Origin of the sequence: Sphingomonas echinoides ATCC 14820 (assembly GCF_000241465.1) — a bacterium.
Lineage (GTDB): Bacteria > Pseudomonadota > Alphaproteobacteria > Sphingomonadales > Sphingomonadaceae > Sphingomonas > Sphingomonas echinoides.
Genome location: NZ_JH584235.1, coordinates 486950 through 504570 on the forward strand (window position 1 = coordinate 486950; position 17621 = coordinate 504570).

The following is a 17621-nucleotide window of genomic DNA, read 5'->3' on the forward strand; positions in this document are numbered from 1 at the left end:
TGACGCGGCCCGTACCGTGGGTTCGCCTGCAAATCAAATATAAAGATGTCTTTATATGTTCATCGCAGAGTGCGCCTCAGCCAATCCCGCTTCTAAGACGAACGATCAGGCTCGGTCGGTTTGAGCGACGCCCGCAGATTGACGACCCGATTCAGCAAATCGAACCAGAACGGCGCTCCGAGCATAGCGGCGAATGCCGCAATCAGCCATCCGCCCAGGCTTTTCAGGAGCCCGTCCCCCTTATCATAGCAACTATTCTGGTCGGGCGTGGAAAACACGAAAATATCGGCTGGTTTGCAATCGCTGCTCCATCCGATCGGCAGCCCGACGGCCTTGAACTGACCGGTGATGGCGTTCACCGCGTCCGGATCAAGCGTGCCTGTTTGATTCATATGGGGAGCAAACGCGACGACATCGGCACGCAGCTGCTGGTCGCTCGCAAGGCGATTGCCGATCAGCAGCGGATTGATGTTCATGATGGCTGCGGCGAGAAAACCGAGCACGATAAACCAGAGCTGTGACTGCCGCTTGTAGCTCCCGCTCACGCGGTCCATCGCGCTGTTGAACCACGCCTCAAGCTTGCTGCGAACAGCATCAGCCTCCTCATTTTCTCCCGCTATAAACGGTGCGAGCGCAGATTGGACTGGCTGTGGCAGCGACGCCGGCACCTTAACAAGGTCGATCAGGGCAGCAGCGAAATTGGCTGCCGGAATATAGGATGGAAGATTTCGTCCCTTTGCAACATAATCCCCCGGAAAGAGAGCGTTAATAGCGGGATTTTTGTAGAAAGCGCGGAGGGCGTCCGGGTCGCGCCCAAGCATTTCCTTGATCGTTTTTCCAGCAGCTTTGCCCGCGTCTTGAGCATCGCCTCAATCGCTTCGCGGACCGATGTCATGATAATACTGAAAAAGCTGAATGTCAGTATTACCCCCAAAGCAACTTCAAGAACGACAGACCCGAACATGTTTTCGCTCCCCCGATTCTTCGTACAACCGCAGGAGATAATATTTTTCTGAGAAATGCAATGCATCGCGACTGCATGTGCAAAATGTACGCAAGCAAAGTAGCGCGAAAATCCTGATCAATCGCAGACGATCACAGCACCCAGCATCTTAAAGCGACGTATTTTTAGATCGTTACCGAACAGCCAGCTAATCGAGGGGACCTTACGCCCAGCCGGTCTCGTTCGCGAGCAGACGCGAATCGATGCCTGCGCTGGCGAAGCCCGCCTCCCAACGCCCTTCGGCATCGCAGCCGTACAGCAAATCCAGGTCGCCCGGCACGTTCAGCCAACCGTGCCGCGTCATCTCGCCGTCGAGTTGCCCCTCGCCCCAACCGGCATAGCCCAAAGCGACCAGCCAGCGCGACGGACCGCGGCCGGCCGCGATCGCCTTCAGCACATCGGTTGTCCCCGACAGCGCCCAGAGCGCGCCCGCATGCCCGACCACTTCGATCGTATCCTGACCGGCCCAATCGAGGGCGTGGACGACGAAACCGCGCCGAGGTTCGACCGGCCCACCGAAATGCACCGGAACATCGGGTGCGACGCCAAGCTCGATCTCCAACTGCTGCAGGACCGTGTGCAACCCGACCCCCGCAATCGTCGCGCCGATGCCAATGCCGAGCGCGCCCTCCGCATCATGGGCGCACATCGCAATCACCGCGCGATCGAAGCGCGGATCGCCAATGCCCGGCATGGCGAGCAGAAACTGGCCAGTGAGATTGCGCGCGGAGTCCATACTCACAGCATAACCGCGGACCGCGTCCGTCGCCACGCTTGAAATTCGAGCGCGCTTGCACGAGGTACACCGCGCCGCACCTTCCAGTCGGGCGGCCCCATCAGGAGAGATTCCCATGACGATCAGCGTCGGCGACCGCATCCCCACGATCACGCTCACCAAAGTCACCGCCGATGGCCCCAGCCAGGTCAGCTCGGACGAGTTCTTCAAAGGCCGCAAGGTTGCGCTGGTCGCGGTTCCCGGTGCCTTCACCCCGACCTGCTCGGCGCGCCATCTGCCTGGGTTTGTCGACAAGGCCGATGAGATCAAGGCGAAGGGCGTGGACGAGATCGCCTTCACCTCGGTCAACGACGCCTTTGTGATGGGCGCGTGGAGCAAGGCGAGCAATGCCGACGCCATCACCATGCTCGCCGACGGCAATGCCGATTTCGCCAAGGCGGTCGGCCTGACCTTCGACGGTTCCAAATTCGGCATGGGCGAACGCAGCCAGCGTTATTCGATGCTGGTCAATGATGGCGTGGTGGAACAGCTCAACGTCGAAGCGCCGGGTGCCTTCGAAGTGTCCTCGGCCGAACATCTGCTGAGCGAGATCTGATCCGTTCGGCCCGGCTCACGCCGGGCCGACCGATTCTTGCGATTGGCAGCGGAAAGGGTGGAACCGCCCATGCCCCCAAGCGGTTGCAAGAGGACGTTCCAGGAAAGGGCCAAGCCATGACCGATACGACTCGCGATTCGACCACTCCCCCGGCTAACGACACGATCATCGAGCAGGCCGAGGGCTTGTTCGAGCAAGCTAAGGGCGCGCTCAACGATGCGTTCGAGGCGACCGTCGAGGCGGTGAAGGAGCACCCGCTCGCCGCCGTCGGCATTGCGGCCGGTGCAGCCGCCGCGGTGGCCGGTGCCGCCTTTGGTGCCAGCAAAATCCTGTCGAAGGATGAGGCGACCGCGACCACGCCGAAAAAGGCTTGATCACCCCAAGGGGCGTGTCTGCGATACGCCCCTTGGTCTTGCGCGCGTAACGATAGCGGCGTAGCGGCTATCCATGACGCACGCTTCCAGCCCCGCCGCCGCCATCGTCGCCGAGCTCGACCGGCTTTATCGCGCTTCGGTCGACCGCCTGCAGGCGGCGCTGACCACCTATCTCACCACCGGCACCCCGCCCCCGCCCGCAAGTCGCAGCGATGGCAGCTTTGCTTACCCTGAAATCCGCCTGCGCTATCGCGGCGGCAGTGACCGCCCGACCCCGGGACGCTCGTTCGGGCGGCTGGTGACGGAGGGCGATTATGCGATCAGCGTCACGAAGCCCGCAATTTTCGCGGATTATCTGACCGAGCAATTGACGCTGCTGATCGAAGATTATGACGTCACCGTCGAAGCCGTCGAGGGCCGCCAAGAAATCCCTTTCCCCTATGTCATCGATCCCGGCCATGCGCTGAGCCTGGACCAGGTTTCCGCGCTGGAACTGGCGCGGCATTTCCCGGCGACCGACCTGGCGCACATTGGCGACGAGATTGCCGACGGGCTCTACACCGTCGCCGACGGCGCGCGACCGCTGGCGCTGTTCGATGGCTTGCGCACCGACTTCTCGCTCGCACGGTTGCGGCATTATACCGGCACGCCGCCCGAACATGTTCAGCGCTATGTGCTGTTCACCAATTACCACCGCTATGTTGACGAGTTCGTCCGCTGGGCGTGCGCGCAACTGGAGCCCGGTGAAGACGGCAAGCCGAGCCGCTACACCGGCGTTTCGGGTGCCGGCGGCGTGGTGATGCGCGCAGGCGACGATGTCGACGCAATGCTCGCCGATAGCAGCGCATGGCGGCGGCACCAGATGCCGGCCTATCATTTGATGGCCGAAGACGGCACCGGCATCACGCTGGTCAATATCGGCGTGGGACCGGCCAACGCCAAGACGATTTGCGATCATCTGGCGGTGCTGCGCCCCGAGGCGTGGTTGATGATCGGCCATTGCGGTGGCCTGCGCCCGAGCCAGCGGATCGGCGACTATGTCCTCGCCCACGCCTATCTGCGTGACGACCATGTGCTCGACGATGTTCTGCCCCCGGCAATCCCGGTGCCCGCCATTGCCGAAGTGCAATTGGCGCTCGCCCGCGCCGCCGAGACAATTTCGGGCCAGTCGGGCGACGAACTGAAGCGCCGCCTGCGCACCGGCACGATCGTCACCACCGACGATCGCAATTGGGAATTGCAATATTCGCGCTCCGCACTGCGCTTCTCGCTCAGCCGTGCGGTCGGCATCGACATGGAATCAGCGACGATCGCGGCACAGGGCTACCGCTTCCGCGTGCCCTACGGCACGTTGCTGTGCGTGTCGGACAAGCCGCTGCACGGCGAATTGAAGCTGCCGGGTCAGGCCAACCGCTTCTACGAACGCGCGATCAGCGAGCATATGCGGATCGGCATCGAGGCGTGTGAGGAACTGCGCCGCGAGGGCAAGAAATTGCACAGCCGCAAGCTGCGCGCCTTCAACGAACCGCCGTTCCGCTAAACGCTTGAACCGGGCCGGGGAAACACCCGTCCCCTCGCGCGTTACGCCTGCTCAACGAACAAGGGAGCCGCTCATGGCCACGCCGCCGAAAAAACCGACCGACACCGCGACCAAGCCCGCGACGCCGCGCAAACCCGCAACGCCGCGCAAGCCTGCTGCTCCGCGCAAGGCGACCGCGAAAAAGGCTCCGGCGACCAAGACCGCCGCGACGCCGACGCGCAACCGCTGGGGCCTGGCCGCGATCATTGGCGGCGTGGCGGCAGTCGGTGCGGCTGCGGCGGCGCTGTTCACCCTGCGCAGCAGCACGCCCAAGACCGAGCCGCTGAACCCCGGCGAACATGCGCATCAGGCCGATGGCAGCGATTCGAGTGCCTCGTTCCAGGCGGGCATCGCCGATGAAGGGACGATCCCCAACTGAGGAGACCTATCGCCCGGCCTCGCGCCGGGGGCCAAAAGGTTTGGGGGAAGGCAGACCGACCTTCCCCCCAAGCATCACCACCCCTGCGGCTTGCCCTCATTCTGCTTGTCCAGCCACGCTTTTAGCGGCGCGAAATAATCGACCATCGCTTGGCCCGAAATCTCGCGGGAGCCAGTGAACACGGCCAGCGCCTCGGGCCAGGGCTTGGACTGGCCCATTTCCAGCATGGCGTTCAATTTCGCGCCAACTTCCTTATTGCCGTAGAAGGAGCAGCGATGCAGCGGCCCGGTCCAGCCCGATTGCTTGCACGCCGCCTGATAGAATTGGAACTGATAGAGCCGCGCGAGGAAGTAGCGCGCATAGGGCACGCTGGCCGCGACATGGTATTTCGCGCCCGGATCGAAGCGCGTTTCGTCGCGCGCGACCGGGGGGACGATCCCCTGATATTTCAGGCGCAGGTCGTTCCAGCTCTTTTCATATTGCCCCGCAGGCGTCGCGCCTGAGAAGACGCCCCAGCGCCATTTGTCGACCAGCAGGCCAAACGGCAGGAAGGCGACCTTGTCCATCGCCTGCTTGAGCAGCAGGCCGATATCCTTGTCGGGGCTCGGCACCTTGGCCGGATCGAGCAGGCCGATCTTCACCAGATAATCGGGCGTGATCGACAAAGCGACGAAATCGCCGATGGCTTCGTGGAAGCCGTCATTCGCGCCATTCTCGTACAGGAAAGGCTGATTTTTATAGGCGCGCTGGTAGTAATTGTGGCCCATCTCGTGATGGATCGTAACGAAATCATCGCCATTGACCTTGGTGCACATCTTGATGCGCACGTCATCCTTGCTGTCGATGTCCCAGGCCGAGGCATGGCAGACCACTTCGCGGTCGGCCGGCTTCACGATTTGCGAACGCGCCCAGAAGGTGTCGGGCAGCGGCTTGAAGCCGAGCGAGGAATAGAAGCCCTCGCCGGTCTTGAACATCTTGATCGGGTCATAGCCCTTGGCCTTGAGCAAATCGCCGACATCATAGCCGACATCGCCCGCGCCTGCCGGGGCGACCACATCATAAATATTGCCCCATTCCTGCGCCCACATATTGCCGAGCAGATCGGCACGGATCGGGCCCGTCTTGGGCTGCACCGCGTCGCCATATTGGGCGTTGAGTTTCCAGCGGACATAGGTGTGGAGCGCCTTGTAGAGCGGCTCGACTTGCTTCCACAGCGTATCGGTGGTGGCCTCGAACTGCGCAGGGGTCATGTCATAGCCCGAGCGCCACAGCGCGCCGACATCGGCATAGCCAAGGCCCTTGGCGCCCTGATTGGCGATCACCACTTCGCGTGCGAAATCCTTGCGCATCGGCGCGCCGACCGAGTCATGCCAGCTAACCCACATCTCCTTCGACTTGGCAGGATCGCGCACCGTGCCCATCGCCGCCTCGATGTCGCTGCCGTTGATCGGCTTGCCATCGAGCGTGCCCTTGCCCTTGCCATAATCGGAGCCCAGCTTGGTTACGATCGTCGAAAGCTCGGATGCGGCACCCGGCGTCGTCGGCGCGGGCAGCGTCAGGCCGTTGCGCAGCAGATCGATCTTGCGCTTGGTATCGAACGACAGGCCGGGCACGCCGGCATATTTCGCGGCCTCCAGTGCAAAGCGAACCCCCATCTCGGTCCCCTCGGCACCGAATTTCGCGGCGATCGCGTCGGTATCATCGGTGATGTAGGTCGCGTTGATCCACGCCGCCTGCTGCGCGGGGGTGGAGAATTCGGCCAATTCCTTTTCGGCACGCGCGACAAAGGCGTCGGCCTCGGCAGCCGTCGGCGCGGCGGTGGTGGCAGCGGGCGCGGGTGCCGGGCTGGCGAAAGCCGGTGCCGCCGCCAGCGACAGAATAAGGGCGAGCGACGAAATTCCAGTGCGGATCATGTGAGTCCCCGTGTGCAACGATGGCGCAACCTGTGCGCCACCGCGCGTGGGGTCAAGCCGCTAGAAACGCTGCAATCGCCATGCCCAATTCGGGTTTGAGCACCGCGCTCATATGGTTGCCGGGGATCGCCTGATAGCGCGCATCGGGCAGCGCCGCCGCGAGGTCCTGCGCCGAGCCGTTGTCGTCGTCGTCCTCGCCGGTCAGGATCAGCGTCGGCGTGGTGATGTGGCCCAGCGCATCGCGCGGCGTATCGACGAAGGTGTCGAGAATGTGCAGCAACGCGACCGGATCGCCCCCGGTCGTCTTGAGGAACGCCTCGGTCAGCCATTCGCTACTGCCCCGCGCAAAGCTGCCGAGGTTGGTCAGCACGTTGTGGAAATAGCTGCCACGCCCGGCGGTATCGACAATGCCCTGCAACCCCATGCCGGAGATGACCGCGCGGCGTGGCCTCGCGCCATTGGCGAGCATCCGCATCGCGGTGCGGCCGCCGAGCGAATAGCCAGCGAGATCGTAGTCGCTGAGGCCAAGATGCGCGATCAACGCAAAGCCATCGCGCATCAGCACGTCGGGCGGATAGGCAGCAGCATCGTGCGGCTTGGCGCTGTCACCGTGCGCGCGCAGATCGGGCATGATCACCCGGAAACCCGCCTCGGCGATGCGCGCCGCATGGCCGTATTTGATCCAGTTGATCGTCGCGTTGGAGAAATAGCCGTGGATCAGCACCACGGGCTGCCCCTCGCCCAGCTCGCGCCACGCCAAGCGGATGCCGTCGAAACTGTCGAAAAACTGAGGTTCAGTCGGGGAGTTTGCCAAGGCATTTTATCCTGCGTTTCGCCGATCGGAGGTTGAGCTCCGCATGGCGTCAAAGCGTCCTTAGTTCCGCCTCGGTCCTCACGCCAGCAACTCGATATGGTCGCGATATGCGCTCTCGCTCACCACGTTCGCAAACTTGCGATCGGATGTCAGCATTACACAGCGCCGTTCGATAGCGAGTGCCAGATACAGACAGTCATACAAGGCATGGCGCAGCGTGATCGACATTTCCAGCGCGGCATCAAGAAGCGCGGTGGCGGGCACCAGATCCGGCATGATTGAGGCTACCGCCCCTAGCGCCGTATACGCCTGTTCGACGGGTAACCCGCCATAGCGGACCTTTTTGGACAGCGCGCTGGCGATCTCGGCGTGCAGCCAATCAGGCGCGACGCGGTCTGGCTCTCGCTCGATACGATCAACCGCTTCAGCCGACCCCTGTTCCTGCGTCAGCAGCTTGATCACGACGCTTGCGTCGAGCACGATCATCAGCGCGCGTCGCGATCTTCGCGAATGAGGTCGGTGCTGTCGATGGCCGCCGCCGACGTCGGCGTTTGCGCGCGCAATTCTTCAGACAACGCCCTCAATTCCGCCCCGGATAGCCTCACTTTAGGCCGAGCCTGCGCCAATGCCGAGCGTAACTCAGCCTCGAGCGAGCGACCGTTCCGTTCCGCCGCAACCTTGTAATCGCGCAGCAAATCGTCGTCGAGCTTGCGGATCAGAACCTGTCCCATGAAGGCGATGATAGCATATTGCTATCATCGCTTCAAACGTGTCGCTCAATCCGCCTTCTTCAAATAGCGCCGCCCCAGCAATTCCGCGATCTGCACCGCGTTCAGTGCAGCACCCTTGCGGAGATTGTCCGACACGCACCACAAGGACAGGCCGTTCTCCACGGTCGAATCCTCGCGCACGCGGCTGATAAAGGTCGCATATTCGCCGACGCACTCGACCGGCGTCACGTATCCGCCGTCTTCGCGCTTGTCGACGAGCATCACGCCCGGCGCCTCGCGCAGGATCTTCTGCGCCTGGTCGGCCGAAATTTCATTCTCGAACTCGATGTTGATCGCTTCCGAGTGGCCCACGAACACCGGCACGCGCACGCACGTCGCGGTGACCTTGATCTTGGTGTCGAGGATCTTCTTGGTCTCGACCACCATCTTCCACTCTTCCTTGGTCGACCCGTCGTCGAGGAAGCTGTCAATGTGCGGGATCACGTTGAAGGCGATCTGCTTGGTGAACTTCTTGGCTTCCGCCGAATCGCCGACGAAGATGTTGCGTGACTGCTCGAACAGCTCGTCCATGCCCGCCTTGCCTGCGCCCGAAACCGACTGATAGGTCGCGACGACGACGCGCTTGATCTTGGCGAAATCGTGCAGTGGCTTGAGCGCCACGACCATCTGCGCGGTCGAGCAGTTCGGGTTGGCGATGATGTTGCGCTTGGTATAGCCCGCGATCGCATCGGGGTTCACTTCCGGCACGATCAGCGGCACATCCGGGTCCATGCGGTAGAGCGACGAATTGTCGATCACCGTGCAACCGGCAGCGGCAAAGCGCGGCGCGTGGATCTTGGTCGCGTCAGACCCGATGGCGAACAGCGCCATGTCCCAACCGGTGGGATCGAAATTGTCGATATTCTGCACCTTGAGCTTGCGCCCAGTCTCACCGAAATCGACCTCGTCACCCTGGCTGCGCGACGATGCCACCACCGCAATGTCCGCCAGCGGGAATTCGCGCTCCGCCAGAATATTGAGCATCTCGCGCCCGACATTGCCCGTCGCGCCCGCGACCACGATCCTGTAACCCATGTAATCCTCCAATTCGGACCGCGCCCGTAGCGACATTACGCGCGGACGTCCAATCGCTTTGCTAATCGTGCGTGCGCGCTTGCCACGTCGCATGGGAAATTCCATGAACGGTAGCGAGATGATCGGTCAGCGCGTCGAGCTCGCTGCCTGCAATATTGGTACGCACCAGCTTGGCTACAATCTCCACGCGATCTTCGCCGCGTGCGACCACGTCGAGTTCGGCCACCGGGAGTTGCGCGGCTTCCAGATGCTCGGTCAGCAAATCGCCCATCGGCCCGGCTTCATCGGCATCGGTGGTGATCGTCACAGTATAGGTCGCCTCGACGCTGCGCCCTTCGAGCGGGATGCGGTTGATCGCATCGACCAGCGGCCGCAGCATCGTGTTGGCGAGGATAACGAAGCCGGTCAGCAGCACCGCTTCGGCGATCAGATCGCTCCCCGCGATCGCGCCGACCGCGGCCGAGCACCACAGGGTCGCCGCGGTATTAAGCCCGCGGACGTTCATCCCCTCCTTCATGATCACGCCCGCGCCGAGGAAGCCGATCCCCGACACGACATACGCGATGATGCGGATCGACTCGACGTCGCCGCCGAGCCGCTGCCCAAGATCGACGAACGCCGCCGACCCCAATGCGACCAGCGCATTGGTGCGCAGGCCCGCGGTGCGCTGCCGATATTGCCGCTCGGCCCCGATCAGCGTGCCGAGCAGGAACGCCGCCAAATAGCTGACGACCGTGTCGAGGAACGGCCACAGATGGAAGGTGGTGAGGAAGCGCATGATGCTCGCGCTTTATGGGAGCGCGGTGGCCGAGGCTAGAGGGCGGTGGCAAGACGGCACTAAACTACCCGTCACCCCGGGCTTGTCCCGGGGTCCACCGCGATCCCATCCTCCCAGCGTTGATATAGCCGCCGAGTGGACCCCGGCACGAGGCCGGGGTGACGGAAGCGGCATAGGACAGCCCGACCTCTGCCGGGGAAGCGCATTGCGTTACCGCACTGGCTTGTCCTTCACGTTCCGGTCGAGGAACGTCAAAATCGTCCCCCACAGATGCTCGCTGATGCCGGGCCCGCCAACGCGGTGCGTGTAGCCGGGATAGAACATCATCTCGAACGGCGTGTCGGTCGACTGCATCCGCGCGGCGAGCGCGGTCGAGTTGGTGAACACGACATTGTCGTCCGCCATGCCGTGGATCAGCAGCAGCGGGTCCTTGATCTTGGGCGCGTTTTCCAGCGCGGCCGAGGCGGCATAGGCTTTGGCGTCGCTCACCGGCGAACCCATATAGCGCTCGGTATAATGCGTGTCGTACAGGTTCCACTGCGTCACCGGCGCGCCCGAAACGCCTGCGGCATAGACGCCCTGGTTCGCCTCCAGCATCTTCAGCGTCATATAGCCGCCATAGGACCAGCCATAAATCGCCACCTTGGCGGGATCGACAAAGGGCTGGCTCTTGATGAACTTCGCGCCCGCCAGTTGGTCGGCAACTTCGACCGTGCCCATCGCGCGGTAGATATGGTCCTCGAACGCCTTGCCGCGATTGTACGACCCGCGATTGTCGATCTGGAAGAAGATGTAGCCATGCTGCACCAGATATTGCGGCAACGCCCCGCCCCAGGCGCGCGTCACCTGCTGGCCGGTGCCCGGACCACCATAATGCTGGAAGAACACCGGATACTTCTTCCCCGGCTCCAGCGGCGGCGTGATCATCTCATAATAGAGATCGGTGCCGTCCTCGGCCTTGATCGTGCCGAAGGTGGTTTGCTGGTGGCTCGCCAGATAGGGGTAATAAGGGTGGCCCGGCTTCACCGCATTCTCGTTGATCCACGACAGCCGCTTGCCGCTCGCATCGGCCAGATAGACTTGTGTCGGCTGGGTCGGGTTGGAGCGCCCCACGATCATCCGCGTTGCGGCGTGATCCATGCTGGCACCATTCCACCAGCCGGTCTCGGTCAGCCGCGTGACGACACCCGGATGTGCGATATCGACCGAATAGACATGCTGTTCCAGCACGCCATCCTTATTGCCGGTGAAGAACAGCCGCCCCTTGGCTTCGTCGACGCCGATCAGTTGCTGGACGACCCAGTCGCCCTTGGTCAGCGCGGTCCACTTGCCCTTGGCGAAGCGGTAAAGGTGGCCATAGCCGGTCCGCTCCGAACGCCAGATCAAGCTGCCATCCTTCATCGGGCGATACGCCTCGGTGAGGTTTAGCCAGCTGCGCGTGCCCGATTTTTCGGTGAACAGAATGCTGCTCTTGCCCGTTTCCGGGTCGACCGTCAGCATGTCGAGCGTCTTCTGGTCGCGGCTTTCGCGTTGCACCAGCAGCGTCTTGCCATCGGGTGTCCAGTCAACCCGGGCGAGATAGATGTCGGGGTTTTGGCCGAGATCGACCTTCACCTTGCCCGAGCCATCGGCCTTCATCACATACAGTTCGACCGCGACATTGGGCGTGCCCGCCGCTGGATAGCGCTGGTCATAGACCTTGGTGCCGCTCGCGCCGATCGCGGCGCGGGTGACGATGCCGACCGGGGCTTCGTCGAAACGCTCGACCGCGATGTGGGTGTCCTGCGGGGACCACCAATAGCCGGTGCGACGGTCCATTTCTTCCTGCGCGACGAACTCGGCCTCGCCCCAATGCACCGTGCCCGCGCCGTCTTGGCTGATCTGGCGCGCGTCGCCGCCGCCAAGCGGCTGGACGAACAGATTCTGCCCGCGCACGAAGCTGACGAACCCGCCCTTGGGGCTGATAATCGGGTTGAGCGCGCCGCCCGGCGAATTGGTCAGCCGACGGGTCGCGCCGTCGAGCGTCGCCAGATACAAGTCCCCGTCCAGCGGCACGAGGATGGTCTTGCCATCGGGGGCCCAGTCATAGGCCACGATCCCCTTGGACCCGGCGATGCGGGCGCGTTCGCGCTGCATCTTTTCGGCCTCGGACAATTCCGCGCCGGAACCGACCTTTTTGGAATCGACCAGCATCCGCTCCTGCCCGGTGCGCGTGTCGAGCGCCCACAGGTCAAAGCGCTCCTTCTCGTCGGCGCGCGGGCGCAGCGAGGTGAGCAGCGTCCCGTCCGGCGACAGGCGTACCCCGCGCGGTTGCACGCCCGACAGATCGGGGCTGCCGAACACGCGCGACAGCGTCAGCTTGGCGGGCGCATCAGCCGCCATAACGGGCACCGCCGCACAAGCGAGCATCACGCCCGCAAAAGCCCAACTCGCCCGCATCCTGCATCTCCAATCCCGCGTTTTTCCTCGCCCGACGAATGCGGGCGGCGTCGGCGCTTATCGCGGCGCGCGGTGACTGCGTAAAGAGGGCAAGCGCGCCGCGACCTATCGCGCACAGATTGCAACGAGAATTTGCTCGGCTGCGGACGCGCTGCCCGATCTCGAAACTCTGTTCCGCGAGATGCACGATAGGCGCAAAGTTCGGATGGACTTTATCGATGGCGAGTATCGCTTCACCGCCACCGTTAATGAAGCGCGTGGCGGCGTGGCCGGCCTGATCCGCACCATCTCAAAGGCCTGATGAAAGAGCGTCCGGCCGCCGCGCGATCCGCTCCGTTCGGATCAAGCGAGCGCCGGGCTTCCCTCGGCGTGCGGTTTCACCCGCGCCCCCTTGCGCCATGGCAGCACGCGACGTTCCACCAGCGACCGCCACGCCCATTCGACCGGTGCGATATCGAAATGCCGCACCCACAGATTCGCTCCGACCAGCAAGGCCGCGTTGATGAAGAACGCCGTCACCATCAATGGCCCCCATGTCATCTTGCCATACAGGCCAAGCATGAAGGGCGGGTACAGCACCCACAGGCAGATCAGCGTCTGCGCGATATAGATGGACAGCGCGGTCCGCCCCGCCGCGACGAACGGCCGCAACAGTCGCGCCCCGAAGGCGCTGCCGACGAGCAGGTTGATGAGCGCGACATGCCCCAGCGTCATCGCCTGCCGCGCAAACTCGTAACTCGCCCAAAAGGTATAGGGGCCATCGCCAAACTGCATCTGTTCGGACGCCCCAATGACACGGAGCGTGATGCCGACGGCATAGGCGATCAATGCAGTCCAGGCGTAGAAGCGCCGCGAGCGCCGCCCCTGCAGGATGCCGAGCTTATAAAGCGCGGCACCGATCAGCATCACGCTCGCCGCTTCCCATACGAACAGAATCTCCAGGAACTGCGATTCTATATCGAGGAAGGACGCCCATTGCGCCTTGGTCCAGGACCGGAAATCGCCCTCGCGCGCTTTGTCCTCGGCGGCAATGTCGTTGTGCGATTTGGCGCGGGCCTCGGCGCGTTTCTTGTCCTTTTCGGCTTTTTCCTTCAGCAGTTTGCGCTCTTGCGCCGTTGGCTTGGCCCCAGCCGCCACCTTGGCCTCGATCGCGGCGACCTGCGCGCGCGTCTGCAGCGTCAGATAATAGCCGAAATAGCCCCCGCCCCCCAATTGAAACAAGGCGAGCGTCAGCCCGATCATGATCAGCCATTGCGGGCGCAACCGCCGGAACAGGAACGCGACCAGCGCCGCAATGCCATAGGTGTGGAGGATGTCGCCCGGCCACAGCAGGATGAAGACATGCACCAACCCAAAAGCGAACAGGATCAGATTGCGGACATAATAGCGCCGCATCACCACCCAGCCATTGGCCTTGTCGGCCACACGATCGGTCAGGATCACCATCCCCGCGCCGAACAGCATTTCCAGCATGCAGCGGGCGGTGCCATTGGCAAACACTTCGCGCAGCCACCAGGCGATCCGGTCGGTCTGCGACCAGCCGAGATGCCGGATATCGTCGAACGACGCGTAAATCGACTGCCCCATGTCGTTGATGTTCATGAACAGGATGCCGAGGATCGCCACCCCGCGCAGAATATCGAGCACCGCGATGCGCGGCGCGCCATCGGGTTCAGCGGCGGTGGTCATGGTGACGTCGGACATATTTCCCCCCGGAATAGTCGGCGGCCGACCATAGCGAATCGTGGTGTATCGTGCAAACATGACACTTAGGTCGAGAATGGATGCGCGGGGATAGCGAATGCGACGGATCGGGCCGACACAGAAAGGCTTCGCGGCGATCGTTTTGACGATCCTGCTTCTCGCAGGGGCCACCCCGGTGCTGAGCCAATCGATCCACGACCGCATCTATCCAGCGCCGACCACGCCGATCGCGACCGCCACCCTTCCCGCTGGTGCCGAGCGCGTCGCCGTCCACACCAGTGACGGCCTGTCGATCACGGGTGCCGCAATCGCCGCAGCGCCGGGCAAGCCGACGCTGCTGGTGTTCCACGGCAATGGCTCGAGCGCGATGAGCACGCTTGACTGGTTCGCCCCCGCAATCGCCAAGGGCTATGGCGTGGTGGCTGCGGAATATCGCGGCTATTCGGGCAATCCCGGCCGCGCCGACGAAGCCGGGCTCGCACGCGATGCCGACGCTTTCTATGCCGAGGCTCGGCGACGGGCCGGCGGCGGGCGGCTGATCGTCGTCGGCCACAGCCTTAGCGGCGGCGTCGCACTCGGCCTCGCATCGCGCCAAAAGCTCGATGCGCTGGTCACCATCGGCACCTTCACCAGCCTGCGTGCGATGGTGCCCAAGATCGCCCGCGCGTTTGTCAGCGACCGATATGACAATCTCGCCACCGTGCCGACACTGGATGAGCCCTATTTCCTGATCCACGGCCTCGCCGATGACACCGTGCCTGCGGCGATGGGACAGGAACTGCACAAGGCCGCTTACGCGGCGAAGCGCACGGGGTTCAGCCTCGTGATCCAGGGGGCCAACCATCATCCCGATGGCGCGTTGCTGGCCGCGATCCTGGAAATGATCGTCGCGCATCTCGATCATCCCGACGCGGCACCGCTGGCCTTGCCCGATACGGTGAAGATGTACGGCTTTGGTTGAGCTGATCGCCGCGATCTTCGGCACCCTATCTTGACTGTCCGCCGAATGTCGTCAGTCTCCCTCGCTCTGATTGGGAGCGGACAATGGCAAGAAATCGGTTCGTTTTTATAGCCTTGTCCCCGCTGCTCCTCGGCGCGCAGAGTCCACCCCAATCGCCCGCAATCGATGCCGCAGATACGGCTTTGTCCAAAGGGCGTTATCTCGAAGCTAGTGACGCCTTGGCCGCCGCAGCCTTTGGCCCTGACGGCAAAGTCCGTGACGACTTCGCCTTCCAGATGTGGGAACAGATCAGCCCAACCATAACGAACGAACTCGACCCAGCCGTACTGGCCCGCGCAGAACCTGGCTCACCTCCCGACCCCAGTTGGGCGACGCGCGTAGCAGCGGCCACTCCACACGATGCGATTGAAGAGATCGTCCGACGCGCGCGCGACACCAGCATCGTTATCTTGAATGAAGCCCATAATAGTCCCCGAGACCGTGCCTTTGCTTTGCAAGTGGCGCGTGCGTTAAAGCCACTCGGTTACTCGATCCTGGCCGCAGAAACGTTTGATAACGATCCTGCTGAACCCGGCCATGCCTCGATAATCGACAAGCTCAGGCAGGACGGTTTTGTCCGGATCAGCACCGGCTATTACACGCGAGACCCTGTTTTTGCGGGCTTTGTGCGCGAAGCAATGGCGTTAGGATATCGCCCCGTTGGCTATGAAGAAACCAGCAAACAGCGCCCGAAAGAGGGTGGCATTGCTCCGCGCGAGAAAGCGCAAGCCGAGAATCTAGCAGCAGTGCTTGCGGCTCAACCGACGGAGAAAACGCTGGTTTATGTCGGTTATAGTCACGTCGCCGAAGCTCCGCTTCAGTCCCATACAGGCAAGATCGACTGGATGGCGACCCGCCTGAAACGGCTGACCGGCATTGATCCCCTTACCATTGACCAGACGACCTTAACCGATCTCTCGCCGCACGAACGGCCGCCTTACGCCGCTGCCTCGGCGCGTATCGGGAACCGACCGAGCGTTTTCTTCGAGGGCAGCAATCCGCTCATTCTCGGCACCTATGCGGGTGCGGTTGACCTGCAAGTAGTCCACCCGGCCAGAGCGTATCGCAACGGACGTCCCCAATGGCTGGTTGAAATGGGCGGCAAGCCACTCGCAATCCCGAAAGAACTGGTGCCGACCTCAGGGCGTCGCCTGATCCAGATTTTTGCCGCAGATGCGCCGCCGGATGCCGTCCCGCTCGACCAAGTTGTGGTACAGGCGGGTGCCCCCTTGCCGATGCTGTTCGCGCCCGCCGTACCGGTGCGCTTTGCCATCGGTTCATAGCAAGCCGCTTTGGCACAAACAAAAAGGGCGAGGGGACCAAAGCCCCCGCGCCCTCCTGTTAGCCTGATGGCCAGCCGTCCGATTACTCGGCAGCGCCGCCCTTGGCCGGACGGGTGTCGCGGCGCTCGGCGATGCGTGCCGACTTGCCGGTACGACCACGCAGATAATAGAGCTTCGCACGACGCACAGCGCCCTTGCGGACGACTTCGATGCTGTCGACGTTGGGCGAATAGAGCGGGAAAACGCGCTCCACGCCTTCACCGAACGAAATCTTCCGCACGGTGAAGTTCGAACCCATGCCCTTGTTGGAACGCGCGATGCACACGCCTTCATAATTCTGAACGCGGGTGCGCTCGCCTTCGACCACCTTCACGCCGACCTTGAGCGTATCGCCAGGGCGGAATTCGGGGATCTTCTTGGTCTCGAGAAACTTGGCAATGTTCTCGGCTTCGATCGTCTGGATGAGATTCATCTCATGCGTCCTTGTCTGTCTGTCGCGCGCCAGAGGGCGACTGGACCCGAGCACCCTCATGGCGCTCCCACAGGTCCGGCCGCCTTAGCCGTGTTTCGGTCTCGGCCGTCGACTTGCGCCATGCCGAAATCCTCGCATGATCCCCCGATCGCAACACTTCGGGGATCGTGCGCCCTTCCCATTCAAATGGTCGGGTATATTGCGGATATTCGAGAAGCCCCGTTTCGAAGCTCTCGTCCACGCCGCTATAAGCCGCGCCCATTACGCCGGGGAGCAGCCGAATGCAAGCGTCGAGCAGCACCAGCGCCCCCATCTCGCCGCCCGACAGAATGTAATCCCCGATCGACACTTCCTCGATGTCGCGCGCGGCGAAGATGCGCTCGTCAAACCCCTCGAACCGGCCGCACAGGATGGTGACGCCCGGCCCCTCGGCAAGGCTGCGCACGCGGGCCTGGGTCAGCGGGGCGCCCCGTGGCGTCATGGCGAGCAGCGGGCGTCCGGCGGGCACGCTGTCGATCGCGGCCGCCAGCACATCGGGGCGCAACACCATCCCCGCCCCGCCGCCCGCCGGCGTTCCGTCGACGGTGCTGTGCTTGTCGGTCGCGAAATCCCGGATGTTGCGCGCGTCGAGGCTCCAGCGCCCCTCGGACAGCGCCCGCCCGGCAAGAGAAATGCCGAGCGGCCCGGGAAACATCTCGGGGTAAAGCGTTAAGACGGTGGCGGCGAAGGACATTGGGCTCCTTCCCC

The 17621-nt window shown here is 63.1% G+C and carries 18 protein-coding genes; 6 read left to right on the top strand and 12 right to left on the bottom strand.

Annotated features, from left to right (window positions below; genetic code table 11):
* Positions 1 to 92 precede the first annotated feature (92 nt).
* Together ON00_RS02065 and ON00_RS02070 are read right to left on the bottom strand one after the other, a co-directional pair.
* Positions 93 to 821: a hypothetical protein gene (locus ON00_RS02065; RefSeq protein ID WP_010402860.1), complete on the bottom strand. Its 729-nt coding sequence runs from the start codon at positions 819 to 821 to the stop codon at positions 93 to 95.
* Positions 822 to 1166: 345 nt separating this feature from the next.
* Complete coding sequence (locus ON00_RS02070) at positions 1167 to 1739, bottom strand: YqgE/AlgH family protein (RefSeq protein WP_010402861.1); 573 nt, start codon at positions 1737 to 1739, stop codon at positions 1167 to 1169.
* 115 nt (positions 1740 to 1854) lie between these two features.
* Here ON00_RS02070 and ON00_RS02075 point away from each other — a divergent pair, with 115 nt between their 5' ends.
* From ON00_RS02075 to ON00_RS21130, 4 genes are all read left to right on the top strand, one after another.
* Entirely contained in the window at positions 1855 to 2334 is a 480-nt protein-coding gene (locus ON00_RS02075; protein WP_010402863.1) for a peroxiredoxin, read from the top strand.
* Positions 2335 to 2450: 116 nt separating this feature from the next.
* Complete coding sequence (locus ON00_RS02080; RefSeq protein ID WP_010402865.1) at positions 2451 to 2708, top strand: hypothetical protein; 258 nt, start codon at positions 2451 to 2453, stop codon at positions 2706 to 2708.
* A 73-nt stretch (positions 2709 to 2781) separates the two neighbouring features.
* Positions 2782 to 4248, top strand: coding sequence for an AMP nucleosidase (locus tag ON00_RS02085; protein ID WP_010402867.1), 1467 nt, complete (start codon positions 2782 to 2784; stop codon positions 4246 to 4248).
* Between the two features lie 73 nt (positions 4249 to 4321).
* Positions 4322 to 4666, top strand: coding sequence for a hypothetical protein (locus tag ON00_RS21130; protein WP_010402868.1), 345 nt, complete (start codon positions 4322 to 4324; stop codon positions 4664 to 4666).
* A 74-nt stretch (positions 4667 to 4740) separates the two neighbouring features.
* Here ON00_RS21130 and ON00_RS02095 read toward each other — a convergent pair whose 3' ends face one another.
* From ON00_RS02095 to ON00_RS02130, 8 genes are all read right to left on the bottom strand, one after another.
* A complete protein-coding gene (locus ON00_RS02095) occupies positions 4741 to 6579 on the bottom strand; it encodes a M2 family metallopeptidase (RefSeq protein ID WP_010402869.1) in 1839 nt (612 codons plus the stop codon).
* A gap of 52 nt (positions 6580 to 6631) precedes the next feature.
* On the bottom strand, positions 6632 to 7393 hold the full coding sequence (locus ON00_RS02100; protein WP_010402870.1) for an alpha/beta fold hydrolase: 762 nt from the start codon (positions 7391 to 7393) through the stop codon (positions 6632 to 6634).
* A 78-nt stretch (positions 7394 to 7471) separates the two neighbouring features.
* Entirely contained in the window at positions 7472 to 7879 is a 408-nt protein-coding gene (locus ON00_RS02105; RefSeq protein WP_010402871.1) for a type II toxin-antitoxin system VapC family toxin, read from the bottom strand.
* The gene (locus ON00_RS02110) at positions 7879 to 8124 is read right to left on the bottom strand and encodes a FitA-like ribbon-helix-helix domain-containing protein (protein ID WP_010402872.1); all 246 of its coding nucleotides are present in this window, start codon (positions 8122 to 8124) and stop codon (positions 7879 to 7881) included. The genes ON00_RS02105 and ON00_RS02110 overlap by 1 nt, the downstream gene beginning before the upstream one ends.
* 45 nt (positions 8125 to 8169) lie before the next feature.
* Complete coding sequence (locus tag ON00_RS02115) at positions 8170 to 9198, bottom strand: aspartate-semialdehyde dehydrogenase (protein WP_010402873.1); 1029 nt, start codon at positions 9196 to 9198, stop codon at positions 8170 to 8172.
* Positions 9199 to 9259: 61 nt separating this feature from the next.
* Positions 9260 to 9976, bottom strand: coding sequence for an MgtC/SapB family protein (locus tag ON00_RS02120; protein WP_010402875.1), 717 nt, complete (start codon positions 9974 to 9976; stop codon positions 9260 to 9262).
* A 210-nt stretch (positions 9977 to 10186) separates the two neighbouring features.
* Positions 10187 to 12415 carry a S9 family peptidase gene (locus ON00_RS02125; protein WP_010402876.1) on the bottom strand — a complete coding sequence of 743 codons (2229 nt, stop codon included), beginning with the start codon at positions 12413 to 12415 and terminating at the stop codon, positions 10187 to 10189.
* Positions 12416 to 12757: 342 nt separating this feature from the next.
* Positions 12758 to 14119, bottom strand: coding sequence for a DUF418 domain-containing protein (locus ON00_RS02130; RefSeq protein ID WP_010402877.1), 1362 nt, complete (start codon positions 14117 to 14119; stop codon positions 12758 to 12760).
* Positions 14120 to 14216: 97 nt separating this feature from the next.
* Here ON00_RS02130 and ON00_RS02135 point away from each other — a divergent pair, with 97 nt between their 5' ends.
* Positions 14217 to 15080, top strand: a complete 864-nt coding sequence (locus ON00_RS02135) for an alpha/beta hydrolase (protein WP_010402878.1) — start codon at positions 14217 to 14219, stop codon at positions 15078 to 15080.
* Between the two features lie 83 nt (positions 15081 to 15163).
* A complete protein-coding gene (locus ON00_RS02140) occupies positions 15164 to 16402 on the top strand; it encodes a hypothetical protein (RefSeq protein WP_169313312.1) in 1239 nt (412 codons plus the stop codon).
* Between the two features lie 82 nt (positions 16403 to 16484).
* On the opposite strand, the gene rplS is transcribed toward ON00_RS02140, so the two are convergent.
* Together rplS and trmD are read right to left on the bottom strand one after the other, a co-directional pair.
* Positions 16485 to 16874 carry a 50S ribosomal protein L19 gene (gene rplS / locus ON00_RS02145; protein ID WP_010402880.1) on the bottom strand — a complete coding sequence of 130 codons (390 nt, stop codon included), beginning with the start codon at positions 16872 to 16874 and terminating at the stop codon, positions 16485 to 16487.
* Between the two features lies 1 nt (position 16875).
* The gene (gene trmD, locus ON00_RS02150; protein ID WP_010402881.1) at positions 16876 to 17607 is read right to left on the bottom strand and encodes a tRNA (guanosine(37)-N1)-methyltransferase TrmD; all 732 of its coding nucleotides are present in this window, start codon (positions 17605 to 17607) and stop codon (positions 16876 to 16878) included.
* Positions 17608 to 17621 lie beyond the last annotated feature (14 nt).

Coding starts and splice junctions, on each gene's coding strand:
- ON00_RS02065 (WP_010402860.1), bottom strand. CDS start 821: ATGCTTGGGCGCGACCCGGACGCCCTCCGCGCTTTCTACAAAAATCCC.
- ON00_RS02070 (WP_010402861.1), bottom strand. CDS start 1,739: ATGGACTCCGCGCGCAATCTCACTGGCCAGTTTCTGCTCGCCATGCCG.
- ON00_RS02075 (WP_010402863.1), top strand. CDS start 1,855: ATGACGATCAGCGTCGGCGACCGCATCCCCACGATCACGCTCACCAAA.
- ON00_RS02080 (WP_010402865.1), top strand. CDS start 2,451: ATGACCGATACGACTCGCGATTCGACCACTCCCCCGGCTAACGACACG.
- ON00_RS02085 (WP_010402867.1), top strand. CDS start 2,782: ATGACGCACGCTTCCAGCCCCGCCGCCGCCATCGTCGCCGAGCTCGAC.
- ON00_RS21130 (WP_010402868.1), top strand. CDS start 4,322: ATGGCCACGCCGCCGAAAAAACCGACCGACACCGCGACCAAGCCCGCG.
- ON00_RS02095 (WP_010402869.1), bottom strand. CDS start 6,579: ATGATCCGCACTGGAATTTCGTCGCTCGCCCTTATTCTGTCGCTGGCG.
- ON00_RS02105 (WP_010402871.1), bottom strand. CDS start 7,879: ATGATCGTGCTCGACGCAAGCGTCGTGATCAAGCTGCTGACGCAGGAA.
- ON00_RS02110 (WP_010402872.1), bottom strand. CDS start 8,124: ATGGGACAGGTTCTGATCCGCAAGCTCGACGACGATTTGCTGCGCGAT.
- ON00_RS02115 (WP_010402873.1), bottom strand. CDS start 9,198: ATGGGTTACAGGATCGTGGTCGCGGGCGCGACGGGCAATGTCGGGCGC.
- ON00_RS02120 (WP_010402875.1), bottom strand. CDS start 9,976: ATGCGCTTCCTCACCACCTTCCATCTGTGGCCGTTCCTCGACACGGTC.
- ON00_RS02125 (WP_010402876.1), bottom strand. CDS start 12,415: ATGCGGGCGAGTTGGGCTTTTGCGGGCGTGATGCTCGCTTGTGCGGCG.
- ON00_RS02130 (WP_010402877.1), bottom strand. CDS start 14,119: ATGTCCGACGTCACCATGACCACCGCCGCTGAACCCGATGGCGCGCCG.
- ON00_RS02135 (WP_010402878.1), top strand. CDS start 14,217: ATGCGACGGATCGGGCCGACACAGAAAGGCTTCGCGGCGATCGTTTTG.
- ON00_RS02140 (WP_169313312.1), top strand. CDS start 15,164: ATGGCAAGAAATCGGTTCGTTTTTATAGCCTTGTCCCCGCTGCTCCTC.
- rplS (WP_010402880.1), bottom strand. CDS start 16,874: ATGAATCTCATCCAGACGATCGAAGCCGAGAACATTGCCAAGTTTCTC.
- trmD (WP_010402881.1), bottom strand. CDS start 17,607: ATGTCCTTCGCCGCCACCGTCTTAACGCTTTACCCCGAGATGTTTCCC.